General features: G+C 58.6%; 19 protein-coding genes. 13 read left to right on the forward strand and 6 right to left on the reverse strand.

What is annotated here, in order from left to right:
- Positions 1 to 6: 6 nt before the first annotated feature.
- The 5 genes from H598_RS24005 to H598_RS0110535 all read left to right on the forward strand — a co-directional run bounded on the left by H598_RS24005 (position 7) and on the right by H598_RS0110535 (position 3,765).
- Positions 7 to 1,047, forward strand: a complete 1,041-nt coding sequence (locus tag H598_RS24005) for a tetratricopeptide repeat protein (protein WP_051252657.1) — start codon at positions 7 to 9, stop codon at positions 1,045 to 1,047.
- 136 nt (positions 1,048 to 1,183) lie between these two features.
- Positions 1,184 to 1,483 (forward strand): YciI family protein, encoded by a 300-nt coding sequence (locus tag H598_RS0110520; protein ID WP_028112988.1) that lies wholly within the window; start codon positions 1,184 to 1,186, stop codon positions 1,481 to 1,483.
- A 17-nt stretch (positions 1,484 to 1,500) separates the two neighbouring features.
- Positions 1,501 to 2,316: an exodeoxyribonuclease III gene (xthA, locus tag H598_RS0110525; RefSeq protein ID WP_028112989.1), complete on the forward strand. Its 816-nt coding sequence runs from the start codon at positions 1,501 to 1,503 to the stop codon at positions 2,314 to 2,316.
- A gap of 329 nt (positions 2,317 to 2,645) precedes the next feature.
- A complete protein-coding gene (locus tag H598_RS24010; protein ID WP_051252658.1) occupies positions 2,646 to 2,972 on the forward strand; it encodes a helix-turn-helix domain-containing protein in 327 nt (108 codons plus the stop codon).
- A gap of 295 nt (positions 2,973 to 3,267) precedes the next feature.
- On the forward strand, positions 3,268 to 3,765 hold the full coding sequence (locus tag H598_RS0110535) for a glycine cleavage system transcriptional repressor (protein WP_028112991.1): 498 nt from the start codon (positions 3,268 to 3,270) through the stop codon (positions 3,763 to 3,765).
- 79 nt (positions 3,766 to 3,844) lie between these two features.
- Here the strand turns inward: H598_RS0110535 and H598_RS0110540 are convergent, their stop codons facing one another.
- The 3 genes from H598_RS0110540 to H598_RS0110550 form a co-directional block, all read right to left on the reverse strand.
- Complete coding sequence (locus H598_RS0110540) at positions 3,845 to 5,353, reverse strand: DUF3360 family protein (RefSeq protein WP_028112992.1); 1,509 nt, start codon at positions 5,351 to 5,353, stop codon at positions 3,845 to 3,847.
- 564 nt (positions 5,354 to 5,917) lie between these two features.
- Positions 5,918 to 7,333: a sodium/pantothenate symporter gene (gene panF, locus H598_RS0110545; RefSeq protein ID WP_028112993.1), complete on the reverse strand. Its 1,416-nt coding sequence runs from the start codon at positions 7,331 to 7,333 to the stop codon at positions 5,918 to 5,920.
- 4 nt (positions 7,334 to 7,337) lie between these two features.
- Positions 7,338 to 7,553, reverse strand: coding sequence for a DUF997 family protein (locus H598_RS0110550; protein ID WP_028112994.1), 216 nt, complete (start codon positions 7,551 to 7,553; stop codon positions 7,338 to 7,340).
- Between the two features lie 691 nt (positions 7,554 to 8,244).
- On the opposite strand from H598_RS0110550, the gene pflB reads away from it, so the two are divergent.
- Positions 8,245 to 10,527, forward strand: coding sequence for a formate C-acetyltransferase (gene pflB, locus H598_RS0110555; protein WP_028112995.1), 2,283 nt, complete (start codon positions 8,245 to 8,247; stop codon positions 10,525 to 10,527).
- 142 nt (positions 10,528 to 10,669) lie between these two features.
- Positions 10,670 to 11,410 carry a pyruvate formate lyase 1-activating protein gene (pflA, locus tag H598_RS0110560; RefSeq protein WP_028112996.1) on the forward strand — a complete coding sequence of 247 codons (741 nt, stop codon included), beginning with the start codon at positions 10,670 to 10,672 and terminating at the stop codon, positions 11,408 to 11,410.
- 78 nt (positions 11,411 to 11,488) lie between these two features.
- Here pflA and H598_RS0110565 read toward each other — a convergent pair whose 3' ends face one another.
- Together H598_RS0110565 and H598_RS0110570 are read right to left on the reverse strand one after the other, a co-directional pair.
- Positions 11,489 to 12,997, reverse strand: coding sequence for an MFS transporter (locus tag H598_RS0110565; RefSeq protein WP_028112997.1), 1,509 nt, complete (start codon positions 12,995 to 12,997; stop codon positions 11,489 to 11,491).
- Entirely contained in the window at positions 12,990 to 14,015 is a 1,026-nt protein-coding gene (locus tag H598_RS0110570) for an HlyD family secretion protein (RefSeq protein WP_028112998.1), read from the reverse strand. Before H598_RS0110570 ends, H598_RS0110565 begins: the two co-directional genes overlap by 8 nt.
- 196 nt (positions 14,016 to 14,211) lie before the next feature.
- Between H598_RS0110570 and H598_RS0110575 the strand changes: the two genes are divergently transcribed.
- Positions 14,212 to 14,808: a TetR/AcrR family transcriptional regulator gene (locus H598_RS0110575; protein ID WP_028112999.1), complete on the forward strand. Its 597-nt coding sequence runs from the start codon at positions 14,212 to 14,214 to the stop codon at positions 14,806 to 14,808.
- Positions 14,809 to 14,867: 59 nt separating this feature from the next.
- Positions 14,868 to 15,506, forward strand: coding sequence for a hypothetical protein (locus H598_RS24015; RefSeq protein ID WP_051252659.1), 639 nt, complete (start codon positions 14,868 to 14,870; stop codon positions 15,504 to 15,506).
- A gap of 4 nt (positions 15,507 to 15,510) precedes the next feature.
- On the opposite strand, the gene H598_RS0110585 is transcribed toward H598_RS24015, so the two are convergent.
- Positions 15,511 to 16,098 (reverse strand): acyl-homoserine-lactone synthase, encoded by a 588-nt coding sequence (locus tag H598_RS0110585; RefSeq protein ID WP_028113000.1) that lies wholly within the window; start codon positions 16,096 to 16,098, stop codon positions 15,511 to 15,513.
- Positions 16,099 to 16,382: 284 nt separating this feature from the next.
- On the opposite strand from H598_RS0110585, the gene H598_RS0110590 reads away from it, so the two are divergent.
- Genes H598_RS0110590 through H598_RS0110605 form a run of 4 tightly spaced genes read left to right on the forward strand, consistent with a single transcriptional unit; the run spans position 16,383 to position 21,726 of the window.
- Positions 16,383 to 17,306: a hypothetical protein gene (locus H598_RS0110590; protein WP_028113001.1), complete on the forward strand. Its 924-nt coding sequence runs from the start codon at positions 16,383 to 16,385 to the stop codon at positions 17,304 to 17,306.
- A 29-nt stretch (positions 17,307 to 17,335) separates the two neighbouring features.
- The gene (locus H598_RS0110595) at positions 17,336 to 18,592 is read left to right on the forward strand and encodes an efflux RND transporter periplasmic adaptor subunit (protein WP_028113002.1); all 1,257 of its coding nucleotides are present in this window, start codon (positions 17,336 to 17,338) and stop codon (positions 18,590 to 18,592) included.
- A 22-nt stretch (positions 18,593 to 18,614) separates the two neighbouring features.
- A complete protein-coding gene (locus H598_RS0110600) occupies positions 18,615 to 19,316 on the forward strand; it encodes an ABC transporter ATP-binding protein (RefSeq protein ID WP_028113003.1) in 702 nt (233 codons plus the stop codon).
- The gene (locus H598_RS0110605; RefSeq protein WP_028113004.1) at positions 19,309 to 21,726 is read left to right on the forward strand and encodes an ABC transporter permease; all 2,418 of its coding nucleotides are present in this window, start codon (positions 19,309 to 19,311) and stop codon (positions 21,724 to 21,726) included. The genes H598_RS0110600 and H598_RS0110605 overlap by 8 nt, the downstream gene beginning before the upstream one ends.
- Positions 21,727 to 21,978: the final 252 nt, after the last annotated feature.

Below are 21,978 nucleotides of genomic sequence, written 5' to 3' on the forward strand. Positions count from 1 at the left end.
ATAATCATGACCAATAAGCTTATCTCAGCCCTGTTGACCGTCATTGTCACCTTGCAGCTCAGTGGCTGCGCCTCGGCTCCGGAGCCACCGGCGTACGAGCCCCCGGACATCAATAACCTGCTTGGCCAGGCGCAGGCGGCGCAAAAACGCGGCCAGTACGATGCCGCCCTCAAACATTACCTGGAAGCACTGGAACAGCAGCCCGGCGATGCCGACATTCTGTTTCACATTGGCCAGGTCCAGACCCAGCTCGGCAACACCGAGTACGCCTTGCGGGCGTTTCAGGACGTGCTTAAAAAGGAGCCCGATAACATCGAGGCCCTGACCGCCCTGGCACTGCATAAGCTCAAGGCCGGTGAGAACCAGCAAGCCCGCACCTACCTGACCAAAGCCAAAAACCTCGACCAGCAGCGACTCCTCAGCGCCAACCATCAGGTTCTGGTGGGAGACGGAGACGAGCAGGCGCTGCAGCCACTGGATAAGACCTCCCCGCTGCGATGCTACAACGCCCTGGGGATCCTGCATGACCTCAGCGGCGAATACGCACAGGCGAGAGAGATGTACCAGCTGGTGCTGGCCCGGGCTCCGGGCGCCGCCAATGTCCTCACCAACCTGGGCTACTCCTACTACCTGGACGGCGACCTCAGGCAAGCGGAGATCCACCTGAGGCAAGCGGTTCAAAAGCAACCCGACTTTAAACGGGCCTGGACCAACCTGGGGCTGGTGTACGCCCGAATGAAGCACTACAAACGGGCCCTGGTATCACTGAAACAGGTCATGCCAGAAGCCGACGCCCTCAACGATCTGGGTTACTTTGCCATGCTGGAAGGCCGCTACGCCGACGCCAAAGAGCTGTTCTGGCGGGCCATCGACGCTTCCCCCATCTACTTCGCCAAGGCTCAGGACAACCTGGAGAAACTGCAGGAGATGCAAGGCAAGAGCGTCACCGCTCACTCCAGCTACCGCCCAATGCCTCTGCTCATGGAAGCGAACTACAAAGCCGAAGTAAGCAACTCTGTAACCGCAGAGATTGCAGGGGAAAATTGATAGCGGCCCCGCCAGCACTGGCGGGGCAATGAGCTAAATTCATGATCCGAGAATTGAATCCGGGATACGGCCTTTACTCTGGCACAGTGAGCACTGATAATCAGACGGATTTCACTCACAAAACTAGGATCGCTCTATGTGGTATATGATCTACTCCGAAGACGTGGAAAACAGCCTGCCGATGCGCAAAACCTCGCGTCCCGCTCACCTGGCACGACTGCAGCAACTGAAAGAGGAAGGCCGCCTGTTCGCCGCCGGCCCGCTGCCCGCCATCGACAGTGACGATCCAGGCGAAGCAGGCTTTACCGGCTCACTGGTTATTGCCGACTTCGACTCTCTGGCCGACGCTCAAAGCTGGGCCGATGCCGACCCGTACATCGAAGCCGGCGTCTACGCCAACTCCACCATCAAGCCCTACAAGCTGGTTCTTCCCTAACCCATTAAGGTGACGCTATGAAGTTTGTGTCATTCAACATCAATGGCATACGCGCTCGCCTGCATCAACTGCAAGCCCTGATCGACGTCCACCAACCGGACGTCATCGGCTTGCAGGAGATCAAAGTCGATGATCCACAGTTTCCGCTGGAAGCGGTACAGGCCATGGGTTATCACGTCGAGCACCATGGACAGAAAGGACACTATGGTGTGGCGCTGTTGACCAAACAGCCACCTAAGGACGTCCAGAAAGGCTGGCTGACCGATGATGAAGACGCGCAAAAGCGGATGATCATGGTCACCATTGACGATGACGATGGCAGCCCCATTCGAATCCTCAACGGCTACTTCCCTCAGGGGGAGAACCGCAGCCACGAAACCAAGTTTCCCGCCAAGCAGAAGTTCTATGCCGATCTGATGAGCCACCTGGACTCCCACCACTCGCCGGACGACAAACTGGTGGTGATGGGCGACATCAACATCAGCCCGACCGATTTGGACATCGGCATCGGTGAAGCCAATGCCAAACGCTGGCTCAAAACCGGCAAGTGCTCATTTCTTCCCGAAGAACGAGAATGGCTAGATAAATTAGTTAGTTGGGGATTAACAGACAGTTTCAGATATTTAAATCCTGAAATTTGCGATCGCTATAGTTGGTTTGATTATCGCTCTAAAGGCTTCAATGATAATAGAGGGTTGCGAATAGATGTCATTCTGACAACCAAATCGTTATCGGAAAGGCTATTAGAGTCGGATGTGGATTATGATTTGAGAGGTATAGAGAAACCGTCTGATCACGCGCCCATCTGGACGACAATTAGCAGCAAAACTTAACCAGAACTGAACCAATCCCCGCCATATCGACGGAGTCTATCACTAGATAAACTCCGCTTATTCTTGCAAATACACCTCTCAGCCTTTTATTAGAGTAGTTATTCAACCCTTTACACAGTTATCGGGTTGTAAATAAAACGTCCGAATGAAGTTTTAATTATGCAGTTTTTTCAGTCGCAATGTATTCGAGATCAAATTTTCATTTTTTAAAACTGGCTATCGAACATATCTGCTGATATCAATACGCATGAAACACTCAATTGATCGCGATTTTAATTATAAGAATGCGTCGATCACCAAAGAGCCTTGACCAGAGGAAACAAAAAATAATGGCACAAGCTCAATTGTCCAAACTGATGGATGCCGTAGAGATTTTTAGAGACGTCTACTCTGAGATTCCCCCTCAGACTTGCCTGATGTTCATGCAGGTGTGTCAAGAGGAAGGGTGCTCCATCAAAGATCTGCAGGAACGCTTCGAGATGTCCCAGGCCAGCGCCAGTCGTAATGCCCGTCTGTTATCAGACCGCGTGCACTCCGGCCGCCAAGGACTGGGATTGGTCGAGTTGCGCATCGACGAACAAGACTACCGTATCAAACGCGCCTACCTGACCGAAAAAGGCCGGGAAATTCGCGACCGCCTCACCAGCATTGCCTAACCGCAATGTGGCCTGTGTGCTAACACTCTGGTGCCCGTCAGGGCACCCACCCTACTAACATGCCACCGCTTGCGGTGGCATGTTTTTATCTGCCCTTTCGACGCCATTGATTAATCTGGATCAGCGGTGGCCTCATCAGACCTGCTACAGTGATAGGAGCAGACTCCGGATTCAGCGCTCAACCTGACTCCGGTTAGGCTCGCAGCACCCATAACAATAAGGCGCAGGAACGCCTCTTTCGCACCGTGTCAGGCGACCTGCAGTCCCTCAGACCCTTCAGGGTAAGGAGTAGCGGATGAAGATACGCACCATCGCCACCGTCACCGGCGCCGACCGCTCCGGTCTGCTCAAGCAACTGGCCGGATTCACTCATGAGTTGGAAGGCAAATGGCTCAGCAGTAAGGTGATCCACCTGGCCGGCCAAACCGCCATTTTGCTGGAGATTGAACTGCCGGAACACAACCTGGACGCCCTTCAGCGCCAGTTCAGCGCTCATCCCGACATCACCAGTCAGTTCACGCCTCCAGCCAGCCGCAACGATGCCCGGTTTACCCTGGCATTGCAGGTCGATGCCGATGACCGCGCCGGGCTGATTCACGACATTACCGGCGCCATTCATGAGATGGACATCAACATCGTCAACTTTGACAGCCTCAGGCTGACGGCAGCGGATCTGGGCCGTACCGTCTTTACCGCCACCCTGGAGCTCAGTGCCCCGACTCAGATTGAATCCAAGGTGTTGGTCGAGAAACTCGAAGCCCTACCGGGCAACGTGCGGGCCGAGGCAGCCTAAACACCTCACACAGCCAAACCGCAGCCATAAAAAAACGCAGCCAGCTGGCTGCGTTTTTGTCTGTGGGGCGAAAGCCGGGTTACAGCAGAGCTGGAACGCCTGGCAGCATGCCCACGGCCAGCATGGCCGCGACACAGATGATAAAGGCACCACCAGGGATAATCAGGCGGTCAGCAAACGACAGCTTGTTGGCGCGCTCTTTGTCACCGATCAGGCCGTTGTTGTCCAGCAGCATGGTCAGGGCCCAGGCAAATACCGGGTTTACCACGATGGAGGCGAAGATACAGATACCGGCAGACTGGGAGTCTTTGGTGTCCTTCACCATCTGCATGCCCGCTTCCAGCAGCGGCAGGAATACCCCAACCAGCAGCGCGATGGACATAACAGGACGCCATACGGTGATGTCCATTGGGTAGCCGATCATAGCAACCACAATACACAGAACACCCAGTACGATGGCACCAGCAGGGATAGGACGCTTGGCAATCGCCGCCGGAATCATGTAAGTACCCCAGGAGGAGGTGATGTTACCGCCACCAAAAGCAGTACCCACCATCTGACGCAGGGAGCAGCAGGTCATGGTGTCATCCACGTCCATCAGCACCTTGTCGGTCTTCTTAGGGTAGTTCAGCTCCTGGAAGATACGGTGACCCAGGAAGTCCGGAGACCACATGGCAACCGCCAGGATGGCGAACGGCAGAGAGGCGATGAAGTGCTGCAGGTTAGGCAAGCCCAGCTGCCAGCCGGTCTCGGTGGAGCCCCACCAGTACACAGGATTCAGGTTAGGCAGACCAGGAGCGGTTACGAACTTCAGATCCAGACCGGCGCCGAACGCAAAGGCGATGGCAACGGCGGCGATGGAACACAGTGGAATCGCCAACCAACGCTTACCCAAGCGCGCCAGCACCGAGTAGACGATGATGTTGACGGCCAGGATCATCAGAGCCACGTGGCTCAGGCTGTAATCCAGGGCGTGCTTCGCCTGCAGGCCTTCGGCCCAGGTAAACAGAGAACCGATCTGTCCCATGGAGCCCATGGCTCCCAGGTACACCAGCAGACCGCCGGCGACCCCCTCTCCGGTGAGGTTAACGAGTTTCGAGCCCCCCTTGAAGTAACTGAGCAGCAAACCAAAGACACCCAGCAGAATCGCCAGGGCCAGAGGGTGAGCGCCCGCCAGCGCGATGGCGCCGATCAGGGGAATCATCGGGCCGTGGTTACCGGCCAGGTTGGCACGCGGGTTAATGAAACCCGAGCCCAGAATACAAAACAGCAGAGCCGGGATCAGCATCTCAACGCGAACCACCTCAATGGCCCACTCGGCGCCCAGGTTCACGTGTTCCCACCGCTCGGTCAGGCCTGCACCCCAGGCTGCCATTACGGCGGAATACATCACGGTGATGCCGATGGTACCGGCGATGGCTGGTACCAAATCTTCCCACTCAAAACGGAAATCACGGCCAGGAAGGTTCAGACCCCAGCGACGTGGCTTCATAATTTGCAGCTCGTGGTCCAGATAGTCTGAACGGCTGTCAAATTCACTGCTAGGCTTGTGCAACTCGCTATAGCTCGAGTTTTCTACGTCCCGCATGCTTATCAACCTCGGTTAAAAATCACGATGGTGCTTGTGGCGGCGGCAACCAGCCGACACAACAACTTAACGCCTTACCTGACCGCCACAATCGGCTAATTGGTAAGACCATTTTACTAAAAATAAATCGGCTGAATTAAACTTCACCCCCGAATCGATGTCAAACCACGAAACGTTAGCCTGATCACAAAGAATCGGGATGGCCTTCAGGTCAATTTCAGGTGAAAGTTGATAAGTGCTGGTTATAAAAGATAAAAATGGGTTATTCCCACTCAAAAACAGCAGTTATCAAATGTTTGATCTTGAACAAGATTAGCGTAGATAGTCGCAGTCTGCCGATTGCGATTCAGTCCCACCCTGGTATCGATGCAATCCACGCCGGTTTGCCCTTGCCCGTTCACCAATTGGGTCGACATCGGCGCAGCGATTTCGCCACCGGGCTCGCCACTCGCAACACCGGTTCAAATGCGCTGCCTTTGCTAACACTCAACCCAGGGTTGCCGCCGCCAAGCTGGCACAAAAAAAGCGACCCGAGGGTCGCTGTGTTCACGCTCAGCTTAGAGGCTAACAACGCCGGCTCAGCCACCACTGCACCAGCACAAACCCCAGCAGCGACAGCGCCAGCGCCGGCACGATGGCGTGCATGTTGGCCAGCTTTATCTTCATAAAGGTCATCGGCAGGTAACAGCTCAACCCAGTCAGCACCGAGGCCAAGGCCGCCTCGCTGCGGGCGGCGGGCCAGAATAATCCCAGCACCAGCGGCCACAGGAACACCACCTGCAGCGCCCCAAAGGCCGCCATATTCAGCCAGATGATCATCTGCGGCGGGTCCAGCGCCAACAGGGTGCAACTGGCGGCCACCACCAGAGTCACGCCCCGGGTCAGCCACTTCTGCTGAGATTCGCTGAGCTGACGCCCCTGCATCGCCAGGTCATTCACCAGGGTCGAAGTGGCCTGCAGCAGCATCGAGTCCACCGACGACATCACCGCCGCAATGGGGGCCGCCAGCAGCAAGCCCGCCACCCAGGGCGAGAACAGCTGCACCATCAGGGTGGGGATCACCTCATCCGGGCTGTTGAGGTTGGACACCAGCGGTCGCCCCAGGGCGCCGATCAGATGGGGAAGCAGGGTCACCAGCGCCGTTACTGCGGTCCCCAGTACCATGGCCCGGGCAATGGCCTTACCATCCCGGGCCGCCATCACCCGCAGCACCGTGTGAGGCAGGCCGATGGTACCAAAGCACACCAGCACCCAGAACGACAACAGAAACGGCCAGGACATGAAGCCATCCGGACCATGGGGCTGCAATAACCCCGGATCGATCTGCGCCATCTGCGAGGTCAGGTGAGTCACACCGCCGCCATGGCTGAGCACCCCCATCAACAGGGCAAACATGCCCGCCAACATGATCAGCCCCTGAATGGCATCGGTGTAGCTGACGGCACGAAAACCGCCCCATAAGGTGTAGATCACCACCGTAGCCACAAACAGCAGCAGCGCCGTGGTGTAGTCAATCTGCGCCACCACACTCAGCAACCTGGCACCGCTGGTAAACTGCACCACGATCATTCCCAGAAACCCTGCCACCAGGCTGATCCCCGCCAGCCACAGCAGCGGCTTGGATCGATAGCGGTCGCGGAAGATGTCGAGAATGGTCACCGCCTGGCTGGATTTTGCCAGCGTCCACAACCGTGGCCCCAGCACCCCCAGGGTCAGCATCGCCACCGGCACCTGAATCACCGCCAGCAGCACCCAGCCCAGACCATAGGTATAGGCGGCCCCCGGGCCGCCAATGAAGGAACTGGCACTGGTGTAGGTGGCCACCAGAGACAGCGCCAGGATGCCGCCGCCCATAAACTGGCCGCCGAGGAAATGTTGGCGGGAAAAGCCCGCCTCGTTTTCAGAGCGGGCCGCCGCCAGGCGCGAGACCAGCAGCGTCAGCAGCAGGTACGCAAGAATGGAGATCAGTATTGGATTCACGGTATCAACGTCGCAGTAACAGCAGGTAGGCCGCCAGGATCAGTCCGCCCGGGGCCAGCACACAGGAAAACCAGAACCACAGTGGCAGCCCAGCCACCCGTTCCGGCACGGTGGCATCGCCACCAAACAACAGCGGCCCCAGGGCCCACAGCAGGAAATAGGCCAGAGTCAGAGCCACCGCCTTGATGGTCAACCTGGCCGGAAGGGAGTCACCGCTCACAGCGTGTTCCTTTTCTTATTCAACATCAGTGCCTTCCCTTTATACCCCGAATCGAGACTTGTGGTCTTGGTCAAAGAACGAAAAACTGCTTCCAACAGGCCGATTTTACAGGGGGTCAGGCTGCGGCGATGGTAAACGATGACAGATAATTCGACAATCAATGGCAATGAAAAAGTGATTCACTATAAAAGCGTTTATTTTACAAACTAACCCCGATCCCCATCACATTTTTTCAGCAAATAATATCGATCCAGCGCATGACTCCATTCCAATTCATGATAGCCCTCACAAAGCTGACCATGATTAGGCCGAAAAGTTGTTACAGGGGCTATGCTCTGGAACAATGGTAAAACCAATTTGGTTGAATCGTTTTCAAACTACCCCAAACTGGGTAGCTTGGATTTCGCCACCGGAGTGTGACGAACAGAGCAATCTGGCGATGGCAGAGGGGCGTCACAGGCTTCCTCTACCTATACTCAAGGTTGGGTATAACGTGGTACCACCGAGCACACTGTGAATGAGTAAATGGTGGGGGCGTCAACCGACAGTTTTGCAGTTTTAATGCAACCGGTACTGCCTTTTGAGCAATCAGTTGGCGGTATTGAAAAATCGCTTCGTCATAAAGGGGACACCCTAACGTGCCGTCAATGACGAAACGTATCATCTTTACATTTGTTAAAGGTTAAACACTATGACAGAGAAAACGACTCAGTTTGCAAAGGCTTGGGAAGGCTTTGCAGCAGGTGACTGGAAGACCGAAGTTAACGTTCGTGACTTCATCCAGAAGAACTACACTCCTTATGAAGGCGACGAGTCCTTTCTAGCCGGTGCCACCAACGCCACCGACGAGCTGTGGGCTAAGGTAATGGAAGGCATCCGCATTGAGAACACCACTCACGCGCCGGTTGACTTCGACACCTCCAAAATCTCCACCATCACCGCTCACGACGCTGGCTACATCAACAAAGATCTGGAAACCATCGTTGGTCTGCAGACCGAAGCGCCTCTGAAGCGTGCCATTATCCCTAATGGCGGTATCCGTATGGTTGAAGGTTCCTGCAAAGCGTACGATCGCGAGCTGGACCCAGTGACCAAGGAGATCTACACCGACTACCGTAAAACCCACAACGCTGGCGTTTTCGATGTCTACACTCCTGATATCCTGCGCTGCCGTAAGTCTGGCGTACTGACTGGTCTGCCAGATGCCTACGGCCGTGGCCGTATCATCGGTGACTACCGTCGTATCGCTCTGTACGGCATCGACTTCCTGATGCAGGACAAGCTGAACCAATTCCACAGCACCCAGAACGATCTGGAAAATGGTGTGGACCTGGAAGACACCATCCGCCTGCGTGAAGAGATCGCCGAGCAGCACCGTGCCCTGGGCCAGATGAAAGTCATGGCTGACAAGTACGGCTTCGACATCTCCCGTCCTGCGGAAACCGCTCAAGAAGCCATCCAGTGGACCTACTTCGGTTACCTGGCTGCCATTAAGTCTCAGAACGGCGCCGCCATGTCTCTGGGCCGCGTATCCACCTTCCTGGACGTGTACATTGAGCGTGACCTGAAAGCTGGCCTGCTGACTGAAGAGCAAGCTCAGGAGATGGTTGACCACTTCGTAATGAAGCTGCGTATGGTTCGCTTCCTGCGTACTCCTGAGTACGATCAGCTGTTCTCCGGCGACCCAATCTGGGCCACCGAGTCCATGGCTGGTATGGGCGTTGACGGCCGTTCTCTGGTTACCAAGAACTGCTTCCGCTTCCTGAACACCCAGTACACCATGGGTCCTTCTCCAGAGCCAAACATCACTGTACTGTGGTCTGAAGGTCTGCCAGAAGGCTTCAAGAAGTACTGTGCCAAAGTATCCATCGATACTTCTTCCATCCAGTACGAAAACGATGACCTGATGCGTCCTGACTTCCAGTCTGACGATTACGCCATCGCTTGCTGTGTATCCCCACAGATTCTGGGTAAGCACATGCAGTTCTTCGGCGCCCGTGCCAACCTGGCCAAGACCCTGCTGTACGCAATCAACGGCGGTGTGGATGAGAAGTCTAAGGCCCAGATCGGTCCTAAGATGGACGCCATCACTGATGAGGTTCTGGACTACGATACCGTATACGCCAAGCTGGACACCTTCATGGATTGGCTGGCTAAGCAGTACGTGACCGCACTGAACACCATCCACTACATGCACGACAAGTACAGCTACGAAGCGTCTCTGCTGGCTCTGATGGACAAAGACGTTGAGCGCACCATGGCTTGTGGTATCGCCGGTCTGTCTATCACTGCTGACTCCCTGGCAGCCATTAAGTACGCCAAGGTGAAAGCGGTACGTGACGAAGACGGTGTTGCTACCGATTTCGAAATCGAAGGCGACTATCCGAAGTTCGGTAACAACGACCCACGTGTGGATGACATTGCTTGTGAGCTGGTTGAAAGCTTCATGAACAAGATCCGTGCGCTGAAGACTTACCGCAACTCCACCCCGACTCAGTCCATTCTGACCATCACCTCTAACGTGGTATATGGTAAGAAGACCGGTAACACCCCTGACGGTCGTCGCGCTGGCCAGCCATTCGCTCCAGGCGCCAACCCAATGCACGGTCGTGATGAGTCTGGTGCGGTAGCGTCCCTGACCTCCGTTGGTAAACTGCCGTTCGCCCACGCTAAAGATGGTATCTCTTACACCTTCTCTATCGTACCTGGCGCCCTGGGCAAAGACGACGACGGTCGCCGCGCGAACCTGGCTGCCCTGATGGACGGTTACTTCAAGAACACCCAGACTCGTGAAGGTGGTCAACACCTGAACGTGAACGTGATGAACCGCGAGATGCTGCTGGATGCCGTTGAGAATCCAGAGAAGTACCCTCAGCTGACCATCCGTGTATCTGGTTACGCCGTACGCTTCAACGCTCTGACCAAAGAGCAGCAGCAAGACGTAATCACTCGTACCTTCACCGAAACCATGTAAGTTTGGTGAAATCGAGTTAACATTAAGGCTCTGTCTCTGACAGAGCCTTTTTTACATTACAGGCCCGAGGTTTCCTCTTTTGAAGATCGACATATAACGAACTGATAAAGAAGAACTTATTAACCGGGCAAACGGAGAGACAATGAGCGTCGAAGGCCGAATTCATTCTTGGGAATCCTGTGGCACCGTCGATGGGCCCGGAATCCGCTTTATTGTGTTCATGCAAGGATGCCTGATGCGCTGTCAGTACTGCCACAACCGGGACACCTGGGATCTCGACGGCGGTAAAATCGTGACCGTTGATGAGGTCATGAACCAAGTGGACTCCTACCGCTACTTCTTTGAAGCCAGCGGCGGTGGCGTCACCGCCAGCGGCGGCGAAGCCATCCTGCAGCCGGAGTTCGTCGCCGAACTGTTCCGGCGCTGTAAAGAGCACGACATCGACACCTGTCTGGACACCAATGGCATGGTGCGCACCTACACTCCCGCCATTGACACCCTGCTGGACAACACCGATCTGGTCATGCTGGATCTTAAGCAGATCAACGACGATATTCACCGCAACCTGGTGGGCGTTTCCAACAAACGGCCGCTGCAGTTTGCCGACTACCTGACCAAGCGCAATCAGCGCACCTGGATCCGCTATGTGGTGGTTCCCGGCTACACCGACGACGACGCCTCCGCCGAGCAACTGGCCGAGCGCATCGCCCCCATGGGCAACGTCGAATTGGTCGAATTGCTGCCCTACCACGAACTGGGCAAGCACAAATGGACCGCGCTGGGCGAAGAGTACCAGCTGGACGGCGTCAAGCCGCCAAGCGGCGACACAATGAAACGCATCCAGGCGATCTTCGAAGCCAAAGGGCTGAAGACCAAATACTGATGCCGGCACACCGTGCCAACCAAAAAAGGGAGCCTGAGAGCTCCCTTTTTACTGTCTGCCGATGGCCGAAGGCAATGCTCAAGCGCTCTGACGCTGGGCCCACTTCATGGCACTGATCATCAGTACCGTACAACCGCCGATGGAGGCAATCAGCCACTGGAAACCGTTGATGCTCGCCACCGACGCCACCTGTTGCTGCAGGGCCTGGCCGATCAGCGCCGCACTGTGGCCTCCCACGGCCTGCTGCAGCTGCAACGACTGCTGAACAAAGGCATCACTGCGGCTGCTGAGGTGCCCCGCCATTACCAGGCTGGCGTTGGCGGCATCAAACGCCTGCAAGCGGGAAAACTCGACACTGGCCAGCAAGGATCCCAGGTTTCTGAACAGGTAAAACCAAGCAATGGCCTCCACCAGCTGTGCCTTGGGCATCCGCCGCAGAATATGAATGGTCACGGTGACATTGAGAATGCCCACCGCCACCCCTTTGAGCAACATCGCCGGCCACAGGTCGCTGCGGCCACTGTCCGGGCTAACCCCGGTCAGTATCGAGCAGGCAATCACCATCAACAGCACGCCTAAGGGAATCACCTTCTCCGGCTTACCGCCTTCCGTGGTGGTGACCTTAATCGCCAGCATCAGCCCCAGCAACATGCCATAGAAACTGATCCGCTCAAGCTGCCCCAGTTGGGCGTGGCTGTACCCCAGCACTCCGGTCACAAACCCCGAGGTCAACATGGTTGCTGCCATTACCACAAACCCGGCCACCGCACCGTTGACCATTCCGACCCGGGCATTGGGCACCCGCAAAATGCTTGGACGCAGATACTCGCCCCGGCCCCAACCTCGGCGCAGCGCCAGCACTACGCCTGCGCCCAGCAGCGCCGTCACCACCGCCAGCACCACCCAGTCGGGATCGCGAAACCAGTTGTAGCGTTCCCCCTTCATCAGCAGTACCGTCAGCGCCACAATAAAGCCGCTCAACAACCCGGCCTGCAGCAGGTTCAATCGAATGCGTTGACGCGTATCCGGCCAGGGCCAGGGGCCAAAACGCACCCAGTACAACACCGCCGCGTAGGGAATCCACTGCAGCGCAAAGGCCCAGCGCCATCCGCCCGCCTCCGCCAACAGCCCCATCAACAACGGGTACAGCCCCATGGGCACTAACACAAACAGCAGCAGCATCACCGCTTCGGCCTTGGCGATGCGGACAAAATCCAGGTTGGTCATCACCAGTCGGTGTGCCAGCACCACCATCACGCTGGCGCACACCCCGTGGCCCAGCCAGGCGACGTACTGCCACAACGGCGCCTCGACCAGCACGCTGATCAGCGCACAACCCAGCCCCAGCGCCGCCGCCGAGCGCAACAGGCGCCGGTTACCCAAGCGATAGGCCGCCCAGCTGGCCAGGGGCAGCGCCAGCAGTTGGCCAACCATAAACAGCACATTGAACCAACTGGCCTCATCCAGCGACAGCCCCAGGGCGCCGGCGATGTCGGCGGCGCCGCTGCTGTAGATTGCCGATGCCAACCCTTGCGGGATCAGCATCAGCAGCGCCAGTGGCAGCAATGGCCAGATTCGGTTACTCATGGCGGGCATCCACGGCCACTACCGCCGACAGCCCCGGCACCACCCGTCCCCGCAGCACCTCGGGCAAGCTCAGGGCAATCTTCACCGGCACCCGCTGCACCACTTTGACAAAATTGCCGGTGGCGTTGTCCGGCGGCATCATGCTGAACTGAGCCCCGGTGGCCGGCGCCATGCTGAGCACCCGGCCCTCGATGGGGTGATCGGGAAAGCCATCCACCTCCACCAGTACCGCTTGCCGAGGTTTCAGCCGGGCAATCTCGCCCTCTTTAAAGTTGGCTTCTACCCATACCTGGTCGGTAGGCACAATGGACAGCAGCGGCGTACCTGCCGCCACCAGTCGCCCCTGGCGCACGGCGCGGTTACCCACCACCCCGGCCACCGGTGCCCGAATGTCGGTGTCTTCCAGGTTCAGCTGCGCCAACGCCAGCTCCGACTCCGCCTGAATCCGTCGCGCCTGCAGCAACTTCAGCTGACTGCGAGCCGTCGCCAGCGCCTGGCGGGCCCCCTCCAGCTTGAGCTTGGACGAGGTCAACGCCAGCTCGGCCCGCTCCATGCGGGTTTTCTGGCCGTCATGAGTCGATTTCGACGCCAGGTTGTCCCGCAACAGGTTCGATAATCGCTGCCACTCCACCCGCTGATAACGCGCATCGGTGGCGGCAGAGTCGATGGCCGTTTCGGCTTCCTTGACGGCAATGATCTGCATCTCGATCTGCTGCCGGGCACTAACAATGCTCGCCTCTACCTCCGCCAATGACCCGGCCGCCTTGTCCTTCAGCGCCAGGTAGTTACGCTTATCCAGCTGCGCCAGCAAGGTGCCAGCCTCCACCCACTGGTTGTCGGTCACCAGCACCCGGGTCACCACTCCCGCCACCTCGGCGCTGACCGGCGTAATCTCGCCCTGCACGTAGGCGTTATCGGTTTCAATCCAGCCTTGCCGCGGCGCCAGATAGAGGTACAATCCGCTGATGACCAGCACCAGAGTCAGCGCCACCAGGACTTTCTTTTTTCCACTGTTCATAGACACAACCATTGAAGAATCAACCACCATCAGCATCCAGATGTCTGCAAACCCGCCACGGCAACGCCTCGTCAAAGCCCACTGTCGTTTGGTCTGGTTCAACAGTCATTAAGATACTGTACTGTACAGTATCATATTTGAGTAGTAAGATGGATTTCAAGCCCTACCAGGCAAAAACTGTACTGAGGAGTACCATATGCGCCCTTCCAGCCTGAAAAAGAAGCAGAATTATTTGGATGTCGCCACCGAGCTGTTTCTGCAACAGGGCTTCGACGCCACCGGGCTGGACCAGTTGATCGAGCGCTGCGGTGGCTCCAAGCTGACCCTGTACAACTATTTCGGTGACAAACGCGGCCTGCTGAAAGAGGTGGTGACCCGGCTGACCGGCGAACTGCAGACCATCCTGGCCGTAGATTCGGATCTCAGCCACAGCACCGAGCAACAGCTGCAGCACTTCTGCCGCAGCTACACCAGCTTCGTCTATCACCCAAAAACCATGGGCCTGTTTCGGCTGATGATTGCCCAAAGCAAACAGGATCAGGAGCTGGTGGAGTTCTTTCTGGATCGCGGCCCACGCCGGGCACTGGCCACCCTGGAACAGTTACTGGTGCAACTGGTGGCCGATGGCCAGCTGCAATTGGACGATCCACACAACAGCGCCGAGCAGCTGCTGGGGGCACTGCGGGGCTCCCGTTACTTCGAGGCCCTGCTGACGCCGCTGCCCTCGGATTCCGCTCAGTTGCAGCGCTACGCCGATACCGCGGTGGCCACCTTCCTGAAAAGCTGCCGCTAAAGCAACCTGGGCCACAATGAGGTACTCTTTTAAAGACAGAGAGAGAAAAGGACACCTCAATGCCCTCAGCCGCCGAAGGCCTGGCCTGGGTACTGTGGATCTGGCTGACGCTGCACTGCCTGATCCGTGGCAACCTGTGGCAGGCCATTAGAGAACACGACTACGTCTTGCACCTGACCCTGGGGTTCGTCGTTGGCCTCAGCGGCTTATGGCAGTTGCGAGCCGGAATCTACGACGGCCTGGAGCTGCACTTTGTCGCCCTCACCGTCACCACCCTGGTGTTCGGCTGGCGTAATGCCATCGTGGTCGGCAGCCTGGCTCTGTTGGCCAGTGTCGGCCTGGGCAGCGAGCCCTGGCAGGGCGCTGGCGCCGTTGGCCTGCTGGGGGTGGCTGCGCCCATCGGCCTCAGTTTCGCCATCCTGACCCTGAGCCACAACACCCTGCCCCGCAACCTGTGGATCTACATCTTCGTCGATGGCTTTTTCAATGGCATTGTCTGCTTCGTGGCTCGCACCCTGTTGCTGGCCAGCTGGTTCAGCTTTGACTACGACTGGACCATTATTCGGGACAACTATTTGATTCTGATGCCGCTGTTTTTCTTCCCCGAGGCCATGCTCAATGGCTTCAGCACCACCCTGTTGGTGGTTCACAAGCCCCATTGGCTGGCGACCTGGCGCGAAGAGCAATACCTTAAATAGCCCCTTAGCTGGCCAGTTGTACGTTGAGGCTGTCGTCCACCTCCACCCACAGCGCCACCGAGCGCTCAATGCCGATCTGCAGCGATTTGCCGGCCCCCATGCGGCGGGTTTTCACCCCCAGCAAACGCAGGATTCGTTCACAGGCCACGGTGGTCACCAACACATAGTGCTTAATGTCGTTATCGATGGCGAAATCGTAGAACGACTTTACCAGCGCGGCGGTGGAGTGATTCACCAGGCCGCGGCCCTTCTCACCGTCGCCCTTGCGCACGGTAAAACGGCTGATCTCCCACACCTTCTCCTGCTGTGGCGCCGCTTCGCCCTGCAGCAACTCCGGAAACACGTCCTTCAACATGTACTGGCCCTGGGTCGGCAGCGCGCGCCAGCAGCCGATGACGCTGTCGTTATGATCGGTCATGGCGATGTGCGACACCTGCAGCGCATCGAAGTTGTCGGTTTCCAGGCCGTCCTCACAACTGACCTCCCAACCAAGGCGCTGCTTAAAGGTCTCATTTCTAAGCTTAAAGACCTGATTCAACAGCTCAGGGTTGGCAGGAGAAGTGTGTGGGTTGATCACAGTAATGTTGGACATGTTGCTCACCTTTTCGGAATCGAAATCGTGAGCAAAAATTAAGAAATTCCCCGCCTCGGCATAACTGTCAGTTGTGCCCATGTCAGATCTGACAGGTGGTCGCCAGCGCCGTCGTCCCTTACCTTTACCGCCGTCACTGATGCACCGTCGCGCCCCCCCGCCAAACCGAGCATTGACGCGGATCGGGACGACAGCAATCAGCCCTACTGTCACAACTGACAGCTAACCCGGCACGGCACTTCGGGCTAGTCTGAACCCAATCACTGATATGGACGACGTTTGCCATGACTGCACAGGCCCACCACGCACAGCACACTCAACACAGCGCCCTGCCCGGCGAACTGTTGTTTACCCTGGATAAGGCTCAGCACCTGTCCCGGCGTTCCGGCTGGGCCTGGTCCCTGACCCGCAACAACCGCCGCATCGGCTCTGGCTCCGGCATGTTTGGCTACCCGGTGTCATCGCTGCTGCACGCGGCAGTGCAGGAGCAGGCCGACGCCCTGTACCTGTCGACGCCGCCACACGACGGCTTCATCACCCTGGGCGAGCTGTTACCCAGCCTGAAAGCGGCCAACATTCGTGAGCTCAACATCCCCAGCATTAATTGCCCGTGGTGGGTGTTTGGCCAACAACAGAAACAGGCGTCGGATCACGGCATCACCATCAACCGTTTTCCGGTCAAAGACATCGGCAACCAGATCTATTACGGCCCCTACACCCTGGCCACTCAGGGTCGCCCCTGGGTGGTCGCGGTCTGCGCCACCACCCTGGGTGGCGGCGATCACCCACTGGCGGCGTTCGATGGCGAGTTCGGCCACAACCAACGCATTCGCCAGCGGGTGCTGAGCAGCCACGCCCTGGCCAGCGATCTGGCCGACGCCACCCAGGCCTACGCCGGCCTGCGTAACGCCGCCGGCAGTGAACTGTCGTTGCAGCAATTCGATGGTGCCGAGGCCTTTGCCCGGTTGCTGCTGCAACAGGCACAGATGCAGCTGCCGACGCTGGTGGTGATCACCAACCAGAGCCGCTGCCAGCAGCTGATTCAACGGGGCTGGGTGGACGAACTGCTGCTCAGTTGCCAGCTGATCGACAGCCAACCCAGTCATCAGGCCCTGGCGCCGCTGACCAGCCTCAGCGGCTGGCAGATGAGCGACTGCCACTTGTTAAGCAACGGCGTGCAGCTGGAACTGCTGCGCAAGCCTTACTGATTATCACCTGAAGGAACAGGAGCCCTCTCATGGACAGAAAAATCACCCCGAGCCGCGGCCCGGCCATCAAAAACGCCGTCATCGCCACCCTGTTGGGGCTGGTGCTGGCCTCGGCGGCCTACGCCCTCAGCCATGGCGACAGCGACCGCGTGCAGCAGCGAGTCGACAGCGCCACCCTGATGGTCACTACCGTTCAAGCCGGTGCCTTTGAGGACACCTTGCGACTGCGTGGCAGCATCAAGCCGAAAACCAGCATCTACCTGGATGCCATCAGCGGTGGCCGGGTGGAGCAAAAGCTGGTGGAACAGGGGGAGTTTGTCACCGAGGGCCAGCCGCTGGTGAAGCTGTCCAACAGCGCCCTGCAGCTGGACGTCATCAGCCGCGAGGCACAGATCACCGAGCAGCTCAACTTCCTGCGCAACACCCAGATGACCATGGAAACCAACAAGCTCAACCTGAAACGGGATCTGCTGGAGATTGAACACCAGATCAACCAATTGCAGCGCAAGGTTAAACAGGCCATTGCCCTGGAGAAGCGCGACCTGATCCCCAAGGACGACCTGCTCAACCTGCAGCAGGATCTGAGCTACTACCAGAAACGCCGCCAGCTGACCCAAGAGCGCCAGCAGGCGGAAAACCTGATTCGCCAGGCGCAGATCACCCAGTTGGAGGACAGCGCCAAGATGCTGGACACCAACCTGGCCTTTGCCCGTCAGAACCTGGACAACCTGCTGGTGAAAGCACCGGTGTCCGGCTACCTCAGCGACCTGGACGTGGTGGTGGGCGAGTCCAAGACCAAGGGCGCCCGTCTCGGCCAAATTGACCTGCCCGGCGAGTACAAGCTGGCAGTGGAGGTGGACGAGTACTACCTCAGCCAGGTGCAACTGGGCATGGCCGCCAAGGTGCGGGTCAACGGCCGGCTGATCGACGCCATCACCACCAAGATCGACAGCCGGGTCAACGCCTCTCGCTTCACCGTGGAGATTGACCTGCCCGGCGACCTGGCCGGCATCAAACGTGGCCAGAGCCTGGACGTGGATCTGGTGCTGAGCAGCCCTCAGGACAACGCGGTGCTGCTGAACAAGGGCGCCTTCGTTAACGACAGCGGCGGCCACTGGGCCTTTGTGCTGTCGAGCGACGGCCACCAGGCCCACCGCACCGCCATTCGCCTGGGCAAGAAAAACGCCACCGTGTTTCAGGTGCTGGAGGGGCTCAAACCCGGCGACCGGGTGATCACCTCCAGCTATTCAAGCTTCGACAACGCCGACGAACTGCTACTCAACTAATCAATAAAAAAGGAATTTTGTCATGATTACCCTGACCGGCATTCATAAAGCCTTTCGCACCCACGACATCGAAACTGTGGCCCTGGACGCCCTGGATCTGACCGTGGCCCCCGGCGATTTTGTCTCCATCATGGGGCCGTCCGGCTGCGGCAAGTCGACCCTGCTGTCGATCATCGGCATGCTCGACCATCCCGATGCCGGCCAGTACCGCTTCGACGGTGAGCAGATTGAGGGCTTTTCCGAGCGGCAATTGGCCAGCCTGCGCAGCCGCTGCCTCGGCTACATCTTTCAGAGCTTCAACCTGGTAGATGACCTGACCGTGGCCCAGAACGTCGAGCTGCCGCTGCTGTACAACAAGGTCGCCAAGGCCGAACGACGCCAGCGGGTGGCAGCCATTCTGGACCAGCTCAACATCGGCCACCGCGCCGGTCACCTGCCGCAGCAGCTGTCCGGTGGTCAGCAGCAGCGGGTAGCCATCGCCCGGGCGCTGGTGATCAACCCCAAGCTGATTCTGGCGGACGAGCCCACCGGCAACCTGGACTCGGAAAACGGCCTCGAGGTGATGCGATTGCTGACCGAACTCAACCGCAAAGGCACCACCATCGTGATGGTGACCCACTCCCGCCGCGACGCCGACTACGGCAACCGCATCATTGAACTGCTGGACGGCAAGGTGGTCGACGGCGACCAGGGCCAGCCATTGAAGGAGGTGCAGTGTGCTTAACCAGTATCTGATCACCGCCTATCGCGCCATGCTGCGGCAGAAAAGCCACAGCCTGCTGAACATTCTCGGCCTGGCCGTGGGCCTGGGCGCCGCCATTCTCATCGCCCTGTTTGTCAGCTATCAGCTGTCCTTCGATCGCTTTTTGCCCCATGCCGACAACACCTATCGGCTGCAGCAGCACTGGCCCTCCATGGGCATGCAGGCACCGCTGGTCAGCTCCGCCTTTAACACCGAGCTGAATAACGTTGCCGCGGTAGAACAGGTGTTTAACCTGATGGACCTGTCGCAGAAAGTCGACCCCAAGGTGGAGCACATCGGCCAGCAGTTGCAGCTGGGCACCCTGTTTGCCGCCAGCAGCAACCTGACCGAGCTGCTGCCGCTGACTACCCTGGCCGGCGACCTGCAACGGGCGCTGACCGAACCGGATCAACTGGCGCTGTCCAGTGACGAGGCCCGGCGCCTGTTTGGCCACACCGAGGTGGTGGGCGCCACCTTGCAGGGTAAAGCGCAGCGCTGGACCATCGCCGCGGTGTTTGAAACGCTGCCGGACAACAGCCACTTCGCCTTCGACCTGCTCACCGCCGCCAACCCGGCGCTGATCGGCACCCCCTCCATGGGCCACAACAACAGCTACACCTACCTGCGTACCCGCCCCGCTGCCGACACCGAGCGTCTGGCAATGGATCTGACCGCCCTGTACGACGCCCTGGCCTATGGCGGTAAAAACATGGTCACCATGGAGCTGCAGGCCATTACCGACATTCACCTGGACGCCGAGTCTCAGTTTGAGATGAAGACCAACGGCTCACGCTTTGTGGTCACCGTCTGCACCGGCCTCAGCCTGCTGCTGGTGGCCATCGCCCTGATCAACTTCGTCAACATGAGCACCGCCCAGGCCGGGCGCCGTGCCCGCGAAGTGGGTGTGAAGAAAGCACTGGGGGCCAGCCAGCCACAACTGGTGAGCCAGTTTCTGTTTGAGTCGACCCAGCTGGCACTGGTGGCGGTATTGCTGGCCACCGGCCTGGTGCAACTGGCCCTGCCCTGGTTCAACGCCCTGGTGGAAGCGCCACTGGCACTGACTGCCAGCCCGTCGCACCTGCTGGCCCTGGCGGGACTGACCCTGGGCATGGGCATCAGTGCCGGCCTGTATCCGGCGCTGTTTCTGTCGTCGTTCAGCGCTAAGCGAGTGCTCAGTGGCGACCTGCAGCGCGGCAAGACCGCCATTGTGGTTCGTAAGTCGTTACTGACCCTGCAGGCGGCGCTGTCCATCGGTTTGATTGTGGCAGCGGTGGTGCTGTTCCAGCAGCTGGCGTTTCTCAAATCCCAGCCGGTAGGCTACGAGCGCAGCCAACGACTGGAGGTGAGCGGCCTGCCTAAAGCGGCGCTGTTTGATCACGCCGACACCGCCCTGGTGCAGCGCATCGACGCCTTGCCGGGCATCAGCAACGTCAGCTTTGCCGACGCCTCACTGACCGCCACCACCAACACCTCCACCAAGTTGCTGTGGCCCGGTGCCAGCGCCGATGCACCGTTTCTGCCCTTCGTCGGCAGCGGCTACGGCATCGTTGAGGCCCAGGGGCTGACGCTGCTGGCCGGGCGCGACTTCGACAGCCGCTTTGGCGCCGACTGGTACCACCAGCAGGACGACGGCCGCGGCTTTGCCAGCATCATCATCACCGAGTCCATCGCCACCATGGCCGGACTGGGCAGCCCCGAGCAGGCCATCGGCAAGATCTGGCGCTTTAAGACCGGTCGCGGCGCCGACGCCGAGTTCCCGGTGAAGATCGTCGGCGTGGTGGCCGACATTCAGGTGGGCTCGGCCCGAGAGAGCCGCTCGCCACTGCTGTTCATCTGTGGCTACAGCTGGGTGTCGCAGGCCAACCTGATCGTCACCGCCACCCAGGGGCCGATCAATCTGGCCATCGGCACCCTCAAAGGCGAACTGCAACAACTGCTGCCACAGCAGGATCTGACCGTCACCGTGGTCGAAGAGAACTACCGCGCCCTCTACCGCCAAGATGAGCGGGTGGCCACCCTGGTGCTGATCTTCTGCGCCCTGGCGGTGTTTCTGACCTGCATCGGCATCTTCGGCCTCTCCTCCTACAGCGCCCAGAGCCGCCGCAAGGAACTGGCGATTCGCAAGGTGCTGGGAGCCTCCCGCCTGGATCTGGTTAACCTGTTAGCCAAAGAGTATGTGCTGCTGCTGGGGATCAGCGTGCTGGTGGCGGTACCCGCCGCCCACCTATTGCTGCAACAGTGGCTAAGCGGCTTTAACGACCGCATCACTCCATCGCCACTGCTGTACCTGGCCGCCACCGCCCTGGTGTGCGCCATCACCTGGCTGACCGTGGCCTCCCACGGCCTGCGCAGCGCCAGCGCCCGCCCGGCGGGGGTGCTCAAGGCCGAGTAATGCCCCCGGCCTCTTCGGTTCCCTTGCCGAAGAGGCCGGCCCAGTGCCGCCCACCGCAACACGCCATTCGCGCCAATCTCTCACACGCTCGATCAGCATCTGCCCACAGCGTGCATGGCCAGCGCCTCGCGTCGGTTCAAACCAATGCCTTACAGCACCTATAAGCAATTGTTTTTCAATGCATTAGCCGCTTGAGCTTTTGCCGTAAGGGCAGTAGATTAGAGGGTGATATTCACTCAAAAAGCTCAGGAA

The sequence above is a fragment of the Ferrimonas kyonanensis DSM 18153 genome (assembly GCF_000425405.1).
Lineage (GTDB): Bacteria > Pseudomonadota > Gammaproteobacteria > Enterobacterales > Shewanellaceae > Ferrimonas > Ferrimonas kyonanensis.

Coding starts and splice junctions, on each gene's coding strand:
- H598_RS24010 (WP_051252658.1), top strand. CDS start 2,646: ATGGCACAAGCTCAATTGTCCAAACTGATGGATGCCGTAGAGATTTTT.
- H598_RS0110565 (WP_028112997.1), bottom strand. CDS start 12,997: ATGAGTAACCGAATCTGGCCATTGCTGCCACTGGCGCTGCTGATGCTG.
- H598_RS24005 (WP_051252657.1), top strand. CDS start 7: ATGACCAATAAGCTTATCTCAGCCCTGTTGACCGTCATTGTCACCTTG.
- xthA (WP_028112989.1), top strand. CDS start 1,501: ATGAAGTTTGTGTCATTCAACATCAATGGCATACGCGCTCGCCTGCAT.
- H598_RS0110590 (WP_028113001.1), top strand. CDS start 16,383: ATGACTGCACAGGCCCACCACGCACAGCACACTCAACACAGCGCCCTG.
- H598_RS0110585 (WP_028113000.1), bottom strand. CDS start 16,098: ATGTCCAACATTACTGTGATCAACCCACACACTTCTCCTGCCAACCCT.
- H598_RS24015 (WP_051252659.1), top strand. CDS start 14,868: ATGCCCTCAGCCGCCGAAGGCCTGGCCTGGGTACTGTGGATCTGGCTG.
- H598_RS0110535 (WP_028112991.1), top strand. CDS start 3,268: ATGAAGATACGCACCATCGCCACCGTCACCGGCGCCGACCGCTCCGGT.
- H598_RS0110540 (WP_028112992.1), bottom strand. CDS start 5,353: ATGCGGGACGTAGAAAACTCGAGCTATAGCGAGTTGCACAAGCCTAGC.
- H598_RS0110575 (WP_028112999.1), top strand. CDS start 14,212: ATGCGCCCTTCCAGCCTGAAAAAGAAGCAGAATTATTTGGATGTCGCC.
- pflA (WP_028112996.1), top strand. CDS start 10,670: ATGAGCGTCGAAGGCCGAATTCATTCTTGGGAATCCTGTGGCACCGTC.
- pflB (WP_028112995.1), top strand. CDS start 8,245: ATGACAGAGAAAACGACTCAGTTTGCAAAGGCTTGGGAAGGCTTTGCA.
- H598_RS0110595 (WP_028113002.1), top strand. CDS start 17,336: ATGGACAGAAAAATCACCCCGAGCCGCGGCCCGGCCATCAAAAACGCC.
- H598_RS0110520 (WP_028112988.1), top strand. CDS start 1,184: ATGTGGTATATGATCTACTCCGAAGACGTGGAAAACAGCCTGCCGATG.
- H598_RS0110570 (WP_028112998.1), bottom strand. CDS start 14,015: ATGAACAGTGGAAAAAAGAAAGTCCTGGTGGCGCTGACTCTGGTGCTG.
- H598_RS0110600 (WP_028113003.1), top strand. CDS start 18,615: ATGATTACCCTGACCGGCATTCATAAAGCCTTTCGCACCCACGACATC.